Source organism: Paenibacillus sp. FW101-FHT12H11, assembly GCF_058790355.1.
In genome coordinates this window covers 69967-85050 of record NZ_JBYTCO010000016.1, presented here as the reverse complement: position 1 = coordinate 85050, position 15084 = coordinate 69967, and the positions used below count along the sequence as shown (strand labels likewise).

Genomic DNA, 15084 nt, shown 5'->3' with positions numbered 1-15084 from the left:
CCCTGATAGCTCAGTTGGTAGAGCACTCGACTGTTAATCGAGTTGTCACAGGTTCGAGTCCTGTTCGGGGAGCCATTGCTTCCATAGCTCAGTCGGTAGAGTGCATCCATGGTAAGGATGAGGTCACCGGTTCGATTCCGGTTGGAAGCTCCAGTAGTTTTTTGTAAGGCCCGTTGGTCAAGTGGTTAAGACACCTCCCTTTCACGGAGGTAACAGGGGTTCGAGTCCCCTACGGGTCACCATTACGTATTACCCATGGAGGCTTAGCTCAGCTGGGAGAGCATCTGCCTTACAAGCAGAGGGTCGGCGGTTCGATCCCGTCAGCCTCCACCATTAACTGTATGTGCCGTTGTAGCTCAACTGGTAGAGCAACTGACTTGTAATCAGTAGGTTGGGGGTTCAAGTCCTCTCGACGGCATGTTATTATTGGGGATTAGCCAAGCGGTAAGGCAACGGACTTTGACTCCGTCATGCCAAGGTTCAAATCCTTGATCCCCAGTTTCTTTCATGAGTCATTAGCTCAGTTGGTAGAGCACCTGACTTTTAATCAGGGTGTCGTAGGTTCGAATCCTACATGACTCACCATTTGCCTTATATACAGATGCGCGTATGGCGGAATTGGCAGACGCACTAGACTTAGGATCTAGCGGGCGACCGTGGGGGTTCAAGTCCCTCTACGCGCATTAAATCCTCAGCAGTATTTATACTCTTGAGGTACCCTGCGGAAGTGGCTCAGCGGTAGAGCATCGCCTTGCCAAGGCGAGGGTCGCGGGTTCGATCCCCGTCTTCCGCTCCATATTTTAAGCGCCCTTAGCTCAGCTGGATAGAGTATTTGACTACGAATCAAAAGGTCGGGAGTTCGAATCTCTCAGGGCGCGCCATTTTTATTAGATATACCGTATCGGGATGTAGCTCAGCTTGGTAGAGCACCTGCTTTGGGAGCAGGGGGTCGCATGTTCAAATCGTGTCATCCCGATATACGCGCGGGTGTAGTTCAATGGTAGAACTTCAGCCTTCCAAGCTGGTAGCGTGGGTTCGATTCCCATCACCCGCTTCAAAACAAGAGACAGCCACCTTCGGGTGGCTTTTTCTTTATGTACAGGTAAAGAGTAAGGGAACTGTTGTCCGCTATTTCGAGCAAATCAGCCAAATTCCCCATTAGAGGGAAATACAGGGCTTTATTTGTCCTCGAAGGCAAGTATATTAGCTAAAATCAGCAAAATAGCGTACCATAGTTCCCTGCGAGGGACGGATGCAACAGTTTCCAGCTAAATAGAGGCCAGTAGTGCTGCTAACACAATACATAGCTTGGGTTCATAAGCATGATTATAGAGAACTAGAGGCGTAAGAAAAAGTCACCTTCGAGTGGCTTTTGTTTTGTTTATGAGAAGGGAGGAGAAATCGCCTTGCTGTGACATACAATAATTACCACAGCCTAATTAGGGCTTTTTTTATTTTACTACTATGTGCAAAGAGCGGATTGTGGTAAAATATTCTGAAATGAGTTTTTGTAACGTCAAGCTTTTATAGAGAGAAGCATTAATGCAACATAGTGAATAGATGAGGTGGAGAGTTATGTTAGAGAATGTAATCGGCCTACAAAAGCAAGGAACGAATAATCTGCTTCGCAGGGACGTACGCTTCTTGGGGCACATACTAGGTGAAGTTCTGGTACATCAGGGCGGCAATGATCTCCTCGATGTTGTCGAGAAAATTCGTGAGATGAGTAAGTCTTTAAGAGCACACTATGTCATTGAAATCTATGATGAGTTCAAAGAAACGATTTCTTCGCTTGACCCGGAAATTCGCCATCAAGTGATCCGAGCATTTGCTATTTACTTTCAGCTGGTTAATATTGCTGAGCAGAATCATCGGATTCGTCGTAAAAGAGACTACGAGCGTTCCTCCGGTGAGACCGTGCAGCCTGGTTCCATAGAGAGCATTGTTCAGGAACTAAGAAACAATCATATCCCTTTTGAAGAAGTACAAGAAATTCTTAAATCTATCTCTTTAGAACTTGTAATGACCGCTCATCCAACGGAAGCAATGCGCAGAGCCGTACTTGATATTAATCTGCGTATTTCGGAAGATATGATGAAGCTGGATAATCCGATGTTAACTTCACGTGAGCGTGAACAGCTGCGTGAGAAACTGCTTGGAGAAGTTCTGAATCTATGGCAAACGGACGAGCTGCGTGATCGCAAACCGACGGTCATCGATGAGGTTCGTAACGGGTTGTACTATTTTGACGAAACTTTGTTCGATGTGCTGCCAGAGGTTTATCATGAGCTTGAACGCTGCTTAAATAAATATTACCCGCAGGATACTTGGCACGTGCCATCATTCTTGAAGTTCGGTTCATGGATTGGTGGAGACCGCGATGGCAATCCATCTGTGAGAGCGAATGTAACATGGGAAACGCTAGGACTGCACCGTCAGCTGGCTTTGCAAAAGTATGAAGAAGTTCTTAAGGAAACTCTAGAGCATATGAGCTTCAGCAAAAATATTGTGACAGTTAGCGATGCCTTACTGGAGTCCATTAAATGCGACCGTGTAGCTCTTGGCAATGTGCAGGATGTATGGCGCAATGAGAAAGAGCCTTACCGTATCAAAACAACCTATATGATCGAAAAGGTGCATAACACAGGTAATCCTAATGTGCCAACAAGCCAGAAATATAACAGCCCCGACGAATTTATTAGTGATTTGCAAATTATTGATGCTAGCTTAAGATCACATTATGCAGATTACGTTGCTGACAAATATATTAAAAAGTTGATCCGTCAAGTTGAACTGTTCGGCTTCCACTTAGCTGCTCTTGATATCAGACAGCACAGTAAAGAGCATGAATCAGCTATGACAGAGATTTTAGCGAAAATGGGTATTACGAGTGACTACAGTAAGCTTTCTGAAAAAGAGAAAATCTCGCTTCTGACAGATGTTCTGAATGATCCGAGACCAATCACTTCAACTTACCTGGATTACTCCGAAGGTACGAAGGAGTGTTTAGACGTTTACCGTACGGTTGGCGAAGCACAGAAAGAGTTTGGACGTAATTGTATCAATAGCTACCTAATTAGTATGACACAAGGTGCTAGCGATCTTCTGGAAGTTGTAGTGTTTGCGAAGGAAGCAGGGCTATACCGCAAAGAGAACGATGGCAGCGTAACAAGCACGCTTCAGTCTGTGCCTTTATTTGAAACGATTGATGACTTGCACGCGGCACCAGGTATTATGAGCACACTGTTAGCAATTCCTGCTTACCGTGACAGCCTTGATCCGGAAACTCAACTTCACGAAATCATGCTCGGGTACTCGGACAGCAATAAAGACGGCGGAGTAATCACAGCAAACTGGGAGCTTCGTATGGCGCTTCAGGATATCACGGAAGCTGCGAAAAAATTCGGCGTGAAGCTGAAGTTCTTCCATGGCCGTGGCGGGGCGCTGGGGCGCGGTGGAATGCCGCTTAACCGCAGTATCCTTGCACAACCGGTAGAAACGCTTGGCGGCGGCATCAAGATTACAGAGCAAGGGGAAGTTTTATCTTCTCGTTATTCCTTGCAAGGGATTGCTTATCGCAGCTTAGAGCAGGCGACTTTTGCATTAATTACAGCGTCCAAACTATCGCTTTCCCCACAAAGACTTCCACAAGAAGACAAATGGGAGACGATTATGCGAGGTATTTCGGAGCAAGCACAGACGAAATATCAGGATCTCATTTTCCGGGACGAAGACTTCTTAACGTTCTTCAAAGAATCAACACCGCTGCCTGAGATTGGCGAGCTGAATATCGGTTCACGTCCATCCAAGCGTAAAAATAGCGACAGATTCGAAGATTTGCGTGCGATTCCGTGGGTATTCTCCTGGACGCAAACTCGTTATTTGCTTCCTGCATGGTATGCGGCAGGCACAGGTCTGCAAAGCTTTTATCAAGGAAATGCAGCGAATCTAGAGACTTTAAAAGTAATGTATGAAGATTGGTCATTCTTCCGTACTATGATTGATAATCTGCAAATGGCGCTTGCCAAAGCGGATCTGCAAATTGCGAAAGAATACGGGAATTTAGTGAAGGAATCGGCGATTGCAGAGCGTATTTTCAACCTCATTAGGGAAGAATATGAATTAACTTCTTCGATCATTTTGCAAATTACAGGGCAGCAAGAGATTTTGGATAATGTTCCTGTTATTCAAGAGTCAATTCGCCTGCGTAACCCTTACGTTGATCCACTGAGCTATATGCAGGTTGAACTGCTTACAGAGCTTCGTGCCCTGCGTGAAAATAATGAAGACGATGCAATTCTGCTGCGTGAAGTGCTGCTTACAATTAACGGCATTGCAGCTGGGCTGAGGAACACTGGCTGATACTATAGAGTGCATAAGCGTATAGACAGGATGATAAAGTCGGGGGCCTCGTAGATCGAGTGCAGCTCGGCTTTTCTTGTTCTATACAAGATCTGTTTTCCTCGAACGGCAGCACACATGTGGGGATGTTAGGTTCGGTTGAGCTTCCTTTGGCGTTTATCGCTACGTTTTCCATTATTGCGGAGCCGGTAAATGGGTTATAATGGATAGGGATGGGTTTAATTTTGGTTGGAATTTTAATTTCTGAAAACAAAACGTTATTTTTGCGTATGTATTAGAAAAGAGTCGAATTGTCTAAGAAGCCGGAGGAAAACGAATTGAATTTTGTTGAAGCACGTCTGGCTAAACTAGCCAGAAATGGGGATCGAAATGCTTTTGCGGAGCTTGTAGAGCTCTATAAGGATAAGATCTTTCACTTGGCTTACCGTATGCTGAATAACAAACAAGAGGCCGAGGATGCGGTGCAGGAAACGTTCTTGCGTGTATATACGAATTTGCACCGATATGATGAGAATCAGAAGTTTTCAACTTGGATTTTTCGAATTGGAACGAATCTGTGTATCGATAAATTGCGTAGAAGAAAAAATACGTATTCCTTAGACGCGGAAATGCCGGACGGAGAAGGCAATGACTATTATGCAATGCTGCCAAGTCATGAAGACACGCCTGAGAAACAAATCATCGTGTCCGAGACGCAGGAACAGATTCGTAAAGCGATTGATACCTTACCGGAAAAATATAAATCAATCGTCATTTTACGCTATTTGCAGGATATGTCCCTTCAGGAGATCTCTGAAGTGCTTGATATGCCCGTAACGACGATCAAAACACGAGTACACCGGGGCCGAGAGTACTTGCGCAAACGGTTAGAACAGGAGGAACAAGATGCCAATACAAATCCTGTTCCAAGGTGAAACATATTTAAATTCGAAACGTATGGTATATCACAACATGCAAAAGTCTAAGAAAGGGGTGGCTGCCCGGTGAACTGCAAAGAAGCCCTCCCGCTCATACATGAATATCTAGACGGTGATTTGCAAGGATCGGATTCTCGGCTGTTAAAAGAACATCTGATTGCTTGTCAGGCCTGTCATGCGTTATTCAAACAATTAGAGAAAACAGATGCGCTAGTTAGAATGCTGCCACCACTAAGAGCTTCTGATACGCTGACAGATCAGATTATGAGCGGATTGCCTCCAATGAAGCAAAGAAGCGGCTGGATGGACTTCATTCGCAGGCATCCTGCTGGTTCGGTGGCTGTCGTTTTCGGGGCTGTCATGTTCGGCAGCTTCATGTCCATGTGGAATGACGATACGAACTTGATGGTCAAAGGAAGCAACCTGCAGGATGTAGTCATCCAAGGGGATACCGTCATTGTACCGCAGGGTCATACCGTGCAAGGAGATCTCGTTGTACAACGGGGAACGCTGAAAGTGGAAGGCGATGTAACGGGTAACTTAACTGTTATCGATGGCACACTGAATTTGGCGTCTACCGCGCATATTTCGGGTCAAGTTACACAGGTGAATGAAGCAATTGGTTGGGTTTGGTATAAATTAGGCGAATTCGTAGGGATGCTCTCGAATTAGCTTGAAACGTCTGCCGTTGGCTTTGAGCCGAAGGGGGCGTTTTTTTTTAGGTACATTGAACCAAATCAACTGGGAAACACTCAGATAAAGAGAGAAAAATAGAAGTATACTTAGGATTATGTTATGATTCTAGGTATAGAGAGATCACTGTGTTCAGTCGCCTGGGGGAGAATAATAAATGGACTTACTCACGAGCATCTCGGCTAAGGATATCGTTGATATTCTGATCGTTAGCTATGTGATTTATAAATTAATCCTGTTAGTTCGTGGGACAAGAGCCATTCAGCTCATGAAGGGTATTCTTGTTGTCGTCATTACATGGGTATTTAGTATTTGGTTTAAACTCAGTACGCTCCAGTGGATGATGAATCAAACCTTTACGTTCGGGGTATTGGGCGTTATTATTATTTTTCAGCCCGAGCTTAGACGAGCCTTGGAACAATTAGGCCGCGGAAAGCTGTTTAGCCGCTCCTCAAGCGAAGAGGATCAGGACGTAAACAAACGGATCAGTGAAGTCATACGGGCTGCGAATTATTTGGCCAAAAGAAAGATAGGGGCCTTGATCGTGTTCGAGAAAGAAACCGGTTTGACGGATTACGTGGAGTCCGGTATTGCCATAGAGAGTAAAATCAGCGCTGAGCTGTTGATCAATATTTTTATACCGAATACGCCGTTGCATGATGGAGCGGTTATTATTCGTCAAGGGCAATTAATGGCCGCGGGCTGTTACTTGCCGTTGTCTGAAAATCCATTCATCTCCAAGGAGCTTGGCACGCGTCATCGAGCCGCTATTGGGATGAGTGAGGTCTCAGATGCGATGTGTATCATTGTATCCGAGGAGACCGGCCAGACCTCTTTGACGATGAACGGTCACATTGTGCGGGATATTAAAGAAGAATCCCTGATCGCGAAATTGTTCGAAGAACTTAAGCCGAAGGCAAAAACAAATGAGAAGAACCCTTTCTTGAAATGGAGGGGGCGTTCGAATGGATAAATGGTTGCGTAATACGAATGTGGTGCGCATCGTTGCGCTTGTAATTAGTATTTTGCTATGGGTTGTCGTGCATATGGAGGAGACGAATATATCGGGAAGTTCACCTCTGAGGCAACGGGATGAAACGATTAATAATGTAGCCATCACAACGAAATATGATGAAACTCATTATCATATCTCGTCGATGTCGCCAGCGAATGTGCAGATCATCCTGAGCGGCAAAGAGTCTGCCGTTAAGAAAGTAACAGCTAGCAATACGTATCAAATTGAACTTGATTTAACCCAGGTAGGCAAAGGGGATCATCAGCTTGCGCTGAAGCCGGTAGGGTTTCCAACCGATGTTGAAGTGCAAATCATTCCTAAAACGGTCCACGTGATCATTGAAGAGCTGCAAATGAAGGAAGTGCCTGTCGTTATTAACGTTAAGGGCACGCCATCAGCAGGTCTGAAAGCCGGCCAACCGATTGTGAAACCTAACAAGGTGTACATTACTGCGCAAACAAGCAAGCTTGAGCAGATCGAGAATGTACGCGGCGAGGTTTCCGTGGATAAGGCGCAGTCTGCCGTAACAAAGCAAGTGAAGCTGCAAGCTTTTGATAAGGAAGGCAAAGAAGTCACTGTGAATATGAATCCGCCCGTCGTGGATGTTGAGGTGCCGATAACAAGTCCGTTCCAGACGATACCTCTGCAATTGAAGATAAGCGGAGAGCCGCCGAAGGGATTTGCTATTTCGATGGTGACGCAAAGTCCAGATAAAGTTACGGTCTATGGCACTCAGGATGTTGTGGATCGGATGGAATTTTATCAGGGTCCGCAGCTGAATATTCAAGATCAGAAGGAAACAAAAGAATATTCACTGGACATTCCTTTGAGGAATAAAGTAACACAACTGGATCCCGCCAAGGTGACTGTGAAAGTAGAGATTGTTCCTTCTATTACCAGAGCTTTGGAGAATGTCCCGATTACGATCATCGGTGCAAATGAAAACTATGTAACGAAGGTGACGACGCCGGAATCGGCGCAGCTGAACATAACGGTTGAAGGAGCTCCTACCATCATCGATCAATTAAAGGTGCAGGACGTTCAAGCTATTCTGGATGTAAGTAATTTACCGCCAGGGAAGCACGAACTGAAGGTTACTCTGAACCTTCCAACGTATGTCAAGCTTGGATCACCACAAGATGTGAAAGCAACTGTAGAAATCAGCGAGAAAGCAGCAGCAAATACAACAGCAAATGGAGCACCTAGTGCATCACCAAGTGCATCACCAAAAGCAGCAAATCCATAATGGGATGAACAAGAGGAGAATAGAGACATGGGGAAATATTTTGGTACAGATGGTGTGCGCGGCGTCGCCAATGGCGAGTTGACACCAGAATTAGCGTATAAGGTTGGCCGTTGCGGCGGATATGTATTAACAAGACAGGCTAAGCATCCGAAAGTCGTGATCGGGAGAGATACACGCATTTCGGGTCCGATGTTGGAGGCATCCCTCGTAGCAGGGTTGTTATCTATTGGTGTTGAGGTTATTCGTATTGGTGTTGTAAGCACACCAGCGGTGGCGTATTTAACGAAAAAGCTTGGAGCGGATGCAGGCGTTATGATCTCCGCTTCCCATAATCCGGTTGAGGATAATGGGATTAAGTTTTTTGGGGGCGACGGCTTCAAACTTCTGGACGAGACAGAGCTTGAGATTGAACAACTGCTTGACGCAACTGTAGACGAGTTGCCTCGCCCGGTTGGCGGCGAGATCGGTACGGTTTCAGACGACCCGGATGCGAAGCTAGCCTACCTGGCGTTCTTGAAAGAGACGGTATCCGAGTCTTTCACCGGATACAAGGTTGTTCTTGACTGCGCGAACGGCTCAGCCTTCGAGCTGGCTCCTGCGATCTTCCGCGAGCTGGGAGCGGAAGTTATCACCATCGGCGCTGAGCCGAACGGACGCAATATTAACGAACATTGCGGCTCCACGCATCCTGAGAAGCTTCGCGAAGAAGTGGTGAAACATGGCGCAGCCATTGGTCTTGCCTTTGACGGGGACGCGGATCGCTTGATCGCGATTGATGAGAAGGGCGAGGAAGTGGACGGCGACTTCATCTTAAGCATTTTGGGAGATGCGTTGAACCGCGCAGGCAAACTCAACCACGGCACGATTGTAACGACGGTGATGGCGAATATCGGCTTTTTCAAAGGGATTGAAAAAGCGGGTCTTAAAGCCCTGCAAACAGCCGTAGGCGACCGCTACGTGATGGAAGAGATGCGTAAAGGCGGCTATAACCTAGGCGGAGAGCAATCGGGGCATGTTATTTTCCTTGATTACATCCCGACGGGAGATGGCATTTTAACTGCCTTACAGTTGGTGAACACGATCGTTGCTTCTGGGCATAAATTGAGTGAGCTAAAAGGAATTATGCGTAAATTCCCGCAGCTGCTCGTTAATGTTCGTGTAGCTGACAAGAGCAAGCTGAAGAATAATACGGTCGTTGAAGAAGCTATTCGCAAGGTGGAAGCTGAGCTTGGCGATAACGGACGGGTTCTCGTACGTCCTTCGGGAACGGAGTCTTTAATCCGCGTTATGGCGGAAGGACCGGATAAAGAGCAAGTTGAGGCTTATGTGCATGATATTGCGAAGGTTATCCAAGAGCAATTGGTGTAACGATTTGCTGAGTTGACGTTTATTGAAGTTCCCCTTTCGCGCTTTTTAGCATTAATGTGTGCTTTTCTGGGCGAATAGGGGGATTTTGATAGAAAAAATAAGTTGCACGATGACTGAAAAATGAATATGATGTATTTACTCAAGAAGGAAAGGCAGGGTAGGGGTTAATCATTTACAAATAGCGCCAGAACTCGCAGGCGGAACGGGAATGTAGTATAAGCTACTACTACGCAGGTGAGTTGACGAGGTGAAGGTGTTCGAAACATTCGGCGGGGACCTTCCGGCATTAGGAATGCCGTTAAGTTGGAGAGCAAAAACGCTTGGGCGACCGGGCTGACAAGTATCCAACGTCCGTTTCTTTTTCATGCGAACTTATCGGTAATCGTTAAATATATGGATTTGGATCTTTGAAAAATAGCCTTGTTGAATAGGCTCATAAAACTATGGAGGTACTATACTATGTGCGGAATCGTTGGTTATATTGGAAAGCGTAATTCTCAGGAAATTTTGCTGGAAGGGCTGAAAAAGCTTGAATATCGGGGCTATGACTCTGCAGGTGTAGCCGTGTATACAGCAAATGGTCTGGAAATTAAGAAGGCCAAAGGCCGCATTGCGAATCTTGAATCCAAGCTTGAGGAAACCCCTCTGAACGGAAGCGTTGGGATCGGACATACGCGTTGGGCGACGCACGGTAAGCCGTCAGATGTGAATTCGCATCCTCATACGGATAATTCGTTGAAGTTCTCCGTCGTGCATAACGGGATCATCGAAAATTATATTGCTCTGAAAGAAGAGCTAACCGCGAAAGGCCACCAGTTCGTCTCCGAAACAGACACAGAAGTGATCTCACACCTCATTGCTGATCTATACGAAGGAGATATCCTTAAAGCTGTTCAAAAAGCCGTAAAACAAATGACAGGCGCATTTGCATTGGGCGTCTTAACAGAGTATGAACCGGATCGTCTAGTTGCCGTACGTCAAGCAAGTCCTTTGATTATCGGTATCGGGGAAGGCGAGAACTTCATTGGCTCCGATATCCCGGCTATCCTTGAATATACGCGTAATGTGTTTATTCTAAATGATGGCGAAATGGCGCTGTTGACGCGGGATGGTGTCGAATTAATGACTTTGGAAGGGAATTTTATTTCCAGGGAAATGTTCCATGTCGATTGGGATATTGTTACGGCGGAAAAAGCCGGATTCGATCACTTTATGTTGAAAGAAATCTACGATCAGCCTAAAGCATATCGCGACACAATGGGAAGCCGTATTGCAACGGATGGCCGTACAGTAACGTTAAATGAGCTGTCCATCACAGCGGAGGCAATCCGCAACATCAGCAGAGTTCATATTGTGGCCTGCGGAACTGCGTATCATGCAGGTATGGTTGGGAAATATGTGATTGAGAAAATGGCGCGAATTCCGGTTGAAACGGATGTTGCGTCTGAGTACCGTTATCGTTCCCCAATTATCACAAAGGATACGCTTGTGATTGTTGTTAGCCAATCCGGTGAAACAGCGGATACGCTTGCCGCACTTCGTGAAGCGAAACGTTGTGGTGCGCACGTAATGGCGATTACCAACGTAGTCGGCAGTTCGGTTGCGCGTGAAGCGGATGATATTATCACAACTTGGGCGGGACCAGAGATTGCTGTAGCATCGACAAAAGCTTACACATCCCAGTTGATTGCTTTCTATCTGCTTGGAATCCATTTGGCACAAACCATTGGTACACAAACGGAGTCGGAAATTGTTGAGATGATTACAGCTTTGAAACAGCTGCCGGAACAAGTTGAAGAAATTCTTGCACAAGCGGAAGATCTGAAAGCAGTAGCAGAAGAGATGGCTAAACATGATAACCTCTTCTTCATCGGTAGAGGTTTGGATTATGCGGTAGCGTTAGAAGGCTCTTTGAAGCTGAAAGAAATCTCTTACATTCACTCTGAAGCTTATGCGGCGGGTGAATTGAAACACGGTACGTTAGCGCTGATCGAGGATGGCGTTCCTGTCATTGCGCTGGGGACTCAGCTAGAACTGTTGGAGAAAACAGTTAGCAACATTAAGGAAGTAAAAGCGCGCGGCGCGAATGTGCTAGGGATCGCAGTTGAAGGCGAGCATGAGCTGCTGAAGTCAGTAGACAGCACGTTTGTGATTCCGAAAACGCTGGATGTTCTTTCTCCGGCATTGTCGGTTATTCCTTTGCAATTGCTTTCGTACTATGCGTCCTTGGCGCGTGGGAATGATGTTGATAAACCGCGGAATTTGGCGAAGAGTGTGACAGTGGAGTAAATACCTTCTACGTTTATATCAAAAAGAAACCATTACCTATCAAAAGGTGATGGTTTCTTTTTGTTTTCAGGTATAATCGATAGCTTAATTGACAAATTAAAATAGAGTCCAAAAACGCCCCTTTCTCCGAGTCTATCGAACAATACAGAAGGAATAGTTACTCAGACATTATTATCCATCATCTAGAGCTCGATGAGCAGAAAGCAGGGACCTATGTCAGCTCCTACGCAAGCAAAACCAACATCGGCCGGAGGGAACGACGACTTCTCGCTGAAAGCCATTCTGCCGCCGCTCATGGCGATTATTGTCGGTATGATCATGGTTATTCTAGACAGCACAGTGGTCAATAATGCGATTCCAAAACTCGTTGAATACTTTAACACCGATCTGAAGACGATCCAATGGACCGTCACCGGCTATACGCTGGCCTTATCCGCCGTTATCCCTCTTGCAGGCTGGATGACCGATAAATTCGGCTCCAAGCAAATTTTTATGGTTACTATTGCCTTGTTCACGATCGGATCTGTGCTGTGCGGCATCGCGCAAACGCCGGAACAACTGATCATATACCGTGTTATTCAAGGTTTGGGGGGCGGCATGGTTTCCCCTATCGGGATGGCCATGGTCTTCAAGCTGGCGCCTCCAGAGCGCCGCGGATCCATCATGGGTGTACTTGGCATTCCCATGCTGATGGCGCCGGCTTTCGGTCCGGTATTATCCGGCTGGTTGGTTGATTCGGTCAGTTGGCATTGGATATTTATCATCAATCTGCCAATCGGCATTATCGCTTTTATTCTCGGCTATAAATATTTGCCGAAATCCGTCCGGCATTCGGCGCCACATCTGGATGTCTTTGGCATGTGCCTCGCTCCGATTGCCTTCTCCATGTTAGCATACGGCGTAAGCGAAGGAGGCACTAGCTGGACCTCCGCTTCTACGATTACGGGCTTGGCGGTAGGAGGTATAGCGCTCATTATCTTTATCTTCGTGGAACTGTCACAGAAGGAGCCGCTGTTGGAGTTGAAAGTATTCAGGTCGTCGGACTTTACACGGAGTATCATTTTGACATGGATCGTACAGCTCGCGTTGTTCGGCGCAATGTTGATTGTGCCCCTGTATTTGCAAGGCGTCATGCGCTACACGGCTCTCGAGACGGGTTGGATTTTGATGCCTCAGGCCATATTCGCAGGAATTGGAATGCCGATCAGCGGCCGGTTGTTCGATAAAATCGGTGCGCGTCCCCTGGCCTTCGGCGGTCTTGCCGCCGTATCTGTTGCTCTGTTCATTTTGTCAGGAATCTCAGTGAATACCTCGCTGTGGGTTATCATCCTGTGCATCTGTATCATGGGTCTGGGCATGGGCTTCTCCATGATGCCTCTGAATACCCATGTCCTGAACTCTGCGCCTCGAAGCCTAGTAAGCCGTGTTACACCGCTGACAACTGCCGCTCAGCAGGTCGTGGTCTCGTTCGCGGTAGCCGGCTTGACGGGTTACCTGACGTCGCAGATCACATCGTACGCGGCAAGTGCAGGAGCGGGAGCGAATCCGTTGAATGCGGTGGTGCAGGGTTACGGGGACACGTTCTTCTTGTCTGCGTGCATTGCGACCGCGGGTGTGCTACTAACGCTTATTTTACGAAAACCGAAAAAGCTCAAAGAAGAAGGAACCGCTGGCGGAGAAAATCCCGACCCGGCGATGATGATGGGACACTAACCGTGAATCAACTATTTCGATTCACCAGCATGGAAATAGCCTTGGCCGTTAGTAGGCTAAGGCTTTTTTAAAGAACGTCAGACGACTGTACATAATACCCATTGACATGGTACAGATCTGTCTGTATTATTTGTAATTGAATATGATACAGACCTGTCTCTATCATACGATGAAGGCTCTGAAACTGTGATGGATAAGGAAGGTATGACTTGGATTTTATAAATGATTTTATAACTAGTAAAAATTATGAGAGGAGAGGGACTATTTTATGAAAAAAATGCTCTGGATTATTCTTATGATGTCGTGCGGAGCTACCTTTATATCATCCTTGTTTCCTGTATACGGGAAGTATTATCATTTGAGCAGTCTGGAGATTACCCTTTTATTTGCTGTATATGCCATTATTTTGCTGCCTACTTTACTTATTGTGGGAGCCAAAGCGAACTCGTGGGGATTGAAAAGAGTACTTCGCATTAGTATATGGATATCCATTGTAGCAACGCTGCTCTTTATAGTAAGCCAGAATGTGTGGATGCTTTACGCGGCAAGGATTCTGGAAGGTATCGCATATGGGGCATTTACAGGTACAGCTACTGCTTTTCTATTAAAACAAACCTCTTCCAATAAAATTAGTAAGGCAATCAAATTCTCTGGGGTAATTGTTAATCTTGGCTTTGGCCTGGGTCCAGCTATTTCAGGTTTGGTCGTCCAATATATACACATTCAGCCGCTGCGGATGCCATTTTGGTTTTTGCTCGTCCTATTGGTGATTTCTTTGGTGCTCCTGGAACTGTTGCCGAAGGCTGAAGATTCCCAAAAGCCGGCAAAAGCGAAGATTTCATTGGGTATTCCCAACAATATTCGTACGCACTTTTTTTCAATCATCGGCCTTCCTGCATTTATTTTTTTCATGTTAGGTGGGATTGTACTTTCTCTTATTCCCTCTTTCGTCAAAAGCGTTATTCACACGTCTAATCTCTCTATAGCGGGATTATTAATGCTTATGCTTCTTGGGGTAGGCGGCTTGATGCAATTCTTCCCATGGTTGCAAAATCCGGTTACGCGGATGCGTATTGGTATCGTGTTCCTTGCCGTCGGACCCTGGATTACTGTTTTTTCCGGTCAGAAAGAAAACTTATTGTTACTTGGGATTGGTATGCTCATTCAAGGAATTGGCGCTGGATGGTCGTTTCAAGCTGCGCTGAGGTTTGCCGGCCAACTGCCGAAGCCTGAAGAACGCCCACGCGTCATTTCGGCCTTTTATTTGTGCGCCTATGCGGGATTCATCATTCCTCCAATTGGCGTCGGAGTGTTGACTCAATTTTTTAGCTTAAATTTTTCATTGGTTATTCTAAATTCGCTTGCCGCTTTACTCGTTATTTATGTACTGGTTTACTCCGTCAAATTTAAAAGGTATTATTCAACAATTACATCCCATTAAACATTAATGGTGAAAACTATTTCTGTCTCAACTCATATTT

Annotated in this window: 9 protein-coding genes and 11 tRNA genes; all 20 read left to right on the top strand. The window is 46.1% G+C overall.

Translation table 11 applies throughout. The features are described from left to right. Positions 1-77 precede the first annotated feature (77 nt). The 20 genes from AC3WTJ_RS35455 to AC3WTJ_RS35360 all read left to right on the top strand — a co-directional run bounded on the left by AC3WTJ_RS35455 (position 78) and on the right by AC3WTJ_RS35360 (position 15044). Positions 78-153: transfer RNA gene (locus tag AC3WTJ_RS35455), tRNA-Thr, on the top strand. Between the two features lie 14 nt (positions 154-167). Beyond that, positions 168-242: transfer RNA gene (locus tag AC3WTJ_RS35450), tRNA-Glu, on the top strand. Positions 243-257: 15 nt separating this feature from the next. Then, a tRNA-Val gene (locus tag AC3WTJ_RS35445) sits at positions 258-333 on the top strand. A 12-nt stretch (positions 334-345) separates the two neighbouring features. Further along, positions 346-418, top strand: a tRNA-Thr gene (locus AC3WTJ_RS35440). Between the two features lie 9 nt (positions 419-427). Continuing rightward, positions 428-499 (top strand) — tRNA-Gln (locus tag AC3WTJ_RS35435). Between the two features lie 10 nt (positions 500-509). Next, a tRNA-Lys gene (locus AC3WTJ_RS35430) sits at positions 510-585 on the top strand. A gap of 18 nt (positions 586-603) precedes the next feature. After that, positions 604-683, top strand: a tRNA-Leu gene (locus AC3WTJ_RS35425). A gap of 38 nt (positions 684-721) precedes the next feature. Beyond that, positions 722-796: transfer RNA gene (locus tag AC3WTJ_RS35420), tRNA-Gly, on the top strand. 8 nt (positions 797-804) lie between these two features. Next, a tRNA-Arg gene (locus tag AC3WTJ_RS35415) sits at positions 805-881 on the top strand. A gap of 21 nt (positions 882-902) precedes the next feature. Next, positions 903-976: transfer RNA gene (locus AC3WTJ_RS35410), tRNA-Pro, on the top strand. 7 nt (positions 977-983) lie between these two features. Continuing rightward, a tRNA-Gly gene (locus tag AC3WTJ_RS35405) sits at positions 984-1054 on the top strand. 521 nt (positions 1055-1575) lie between these two features. Further along, a complete protein-coding gene (ppc, locus tag AC3WTJ_RS35400; RefSeq protein WP_492526277.1) occupies positions 1576-4362 on the top strand; it encodes a phosphoenolpyruvate carboxylase in 2787 nt (928 codons plus the stop codon). Between the two features lie 317 nt (positions 4363-4679). Next, positions 4680-5276, top strand: a complete 597-nt coding sequence (gene sigW / locus AC3WTJ_RS35395) for an RNA polymerase sigma factor SigW (RefSeq protein ID WP_407869827.1) — start codon at positions 4680-4682, stop codon at positions 5274-5276. A 69-nt stretch (positions 5277-5345) separates the two neighbouring features. Beyond that, positions 5346-5951 carry a zf-HC2 domain-containing protein gene (locus AC3WTJ_RS35390; RefSeq protein WP_492526275.1) on the top strand — a complete coding sequence of 202 codons (606 nt, stop codon included), beginning with the start codon at positions 5346-5348 and terminating at the stop codon, positions 5949-5951. 178 nt (positions 5952-6129) lie between these two features. Further along, entirely contained in the window at positions 6130-6945 is an 816-nt protein-coding gene (gene cdaA, locus AC3WTJ_RS35385) for a diadenylate cyclase CdaA (RefSeq protein WP_492526273.1), read from the top strand. Then, a complete protein-coding gene (locus tag AC3WTJ_RS35380; RefSeq protein WP_127456696.1) occupies positions 6938-8233 on the top strand; it encodes a CdaR family protein in 1296 nt (431 codons plus the stop codon). The genes cdaA and AC3WTJ_RS35380 overlap by 8 nt, the downstream gene beginning before the upstream one ends. Before the next feature lie 27 nt (positions 8234-8260). After that, positions 8261-9601, top strand: coding sequence for a phosphoglucosamine mutase (gene glmM / locus AC3WTJ_RS35375; protein ID WP_492526271.1), 1341 nt, complete (start codon positions 8261-8263; stop codon positions 9599-9601). Between the two features lie 459 nt (positions 9602-10060). After that, complete coding sequence (gene glmS, locus AC3WTJ_RS35370) at positions 10061-11890, top strand: glutamine--fructose-6-phosphate transaminase (isomerizing) (RefSeq protein ID WP_492526269.1); 1830 nt, start codon at positions 10061-10063, stop codon at positions 11888-11890. A 213-nt stretch (positions 11891-12103) separates the two neighbouring features. Next, complete coding sequence (locus AC3WTJ_RS35365; protein ID WP_492526267.1) at positions 12104-13603, top strand: MDR family MFS transporter; 1500 nt, start codon at positions 12104-12106, stop codon at positions 13601-13603. A 268-nt stretch (positions 13604-13871) separates the two neighbouring features. After that, complete coding sequence (locus AC3WTJ_RS35360) at positions 13872-15044, top strand: MFS transporter (protein ID WP_492526265.1); 1173 nt, start codon at positions 13872-13874, stop codon at positions 15042-15044. Positions 15045-15084 lie beyond the last annotated feature (40 nt).

Excerpts from the sequence above, each read along its gene's own strand:
- ppc (WP_492526277.1), top strand. The coding sequence starts at position 1,576 with ATGTTAGAGAATGTAATCGGCCTACAAAAGCAAGGAACGAATAATCTG.
- cdaA (WP_492526273.1), top strand. The coding sequence starts at position 6,130 with ATGGACTTACTCACGAGCATCTCGGCTAAGGATATCGTTGATATTCTG.
- AC3WTJ_RS35380 (WP_127456696.1), top strand. The coding sequence starts at position 6,938 with ATGGATAAATGGTTGCGTAATACGAATGTGGTGCGCATCGTTGCGCTT.
- glmM (WP_492526271.1), top strand. The coding sequence starts at position 8,261 with ATGGGGAAATATTTTGGTACAGATGGTGTGCGCGGCGTCGCCAATGGC.
- glmS (WP_492526269.1), top strand. The coding sequence starts at position 10,061 with ATGTGCGGAATCGTTGGTTATATTGGAAAGCGTAATTCTCAGGAAATT.
- AC3WTJ_RS35365 (WP_492526267.1), top strand. The coding sequence starts at position 12,104 with ATGTCAGCTCCTACGCAAGCAAAACCAACATCGGCCGGAGGGAACGAC.
- AC3WTJ_RS35360 (WP_492526265.1), top strand. The coding sequence starts at position 13,872 with ATGAAAAAAATGCTCTGGATTATTCTTATGATGTCGTGCGGAGCTACC.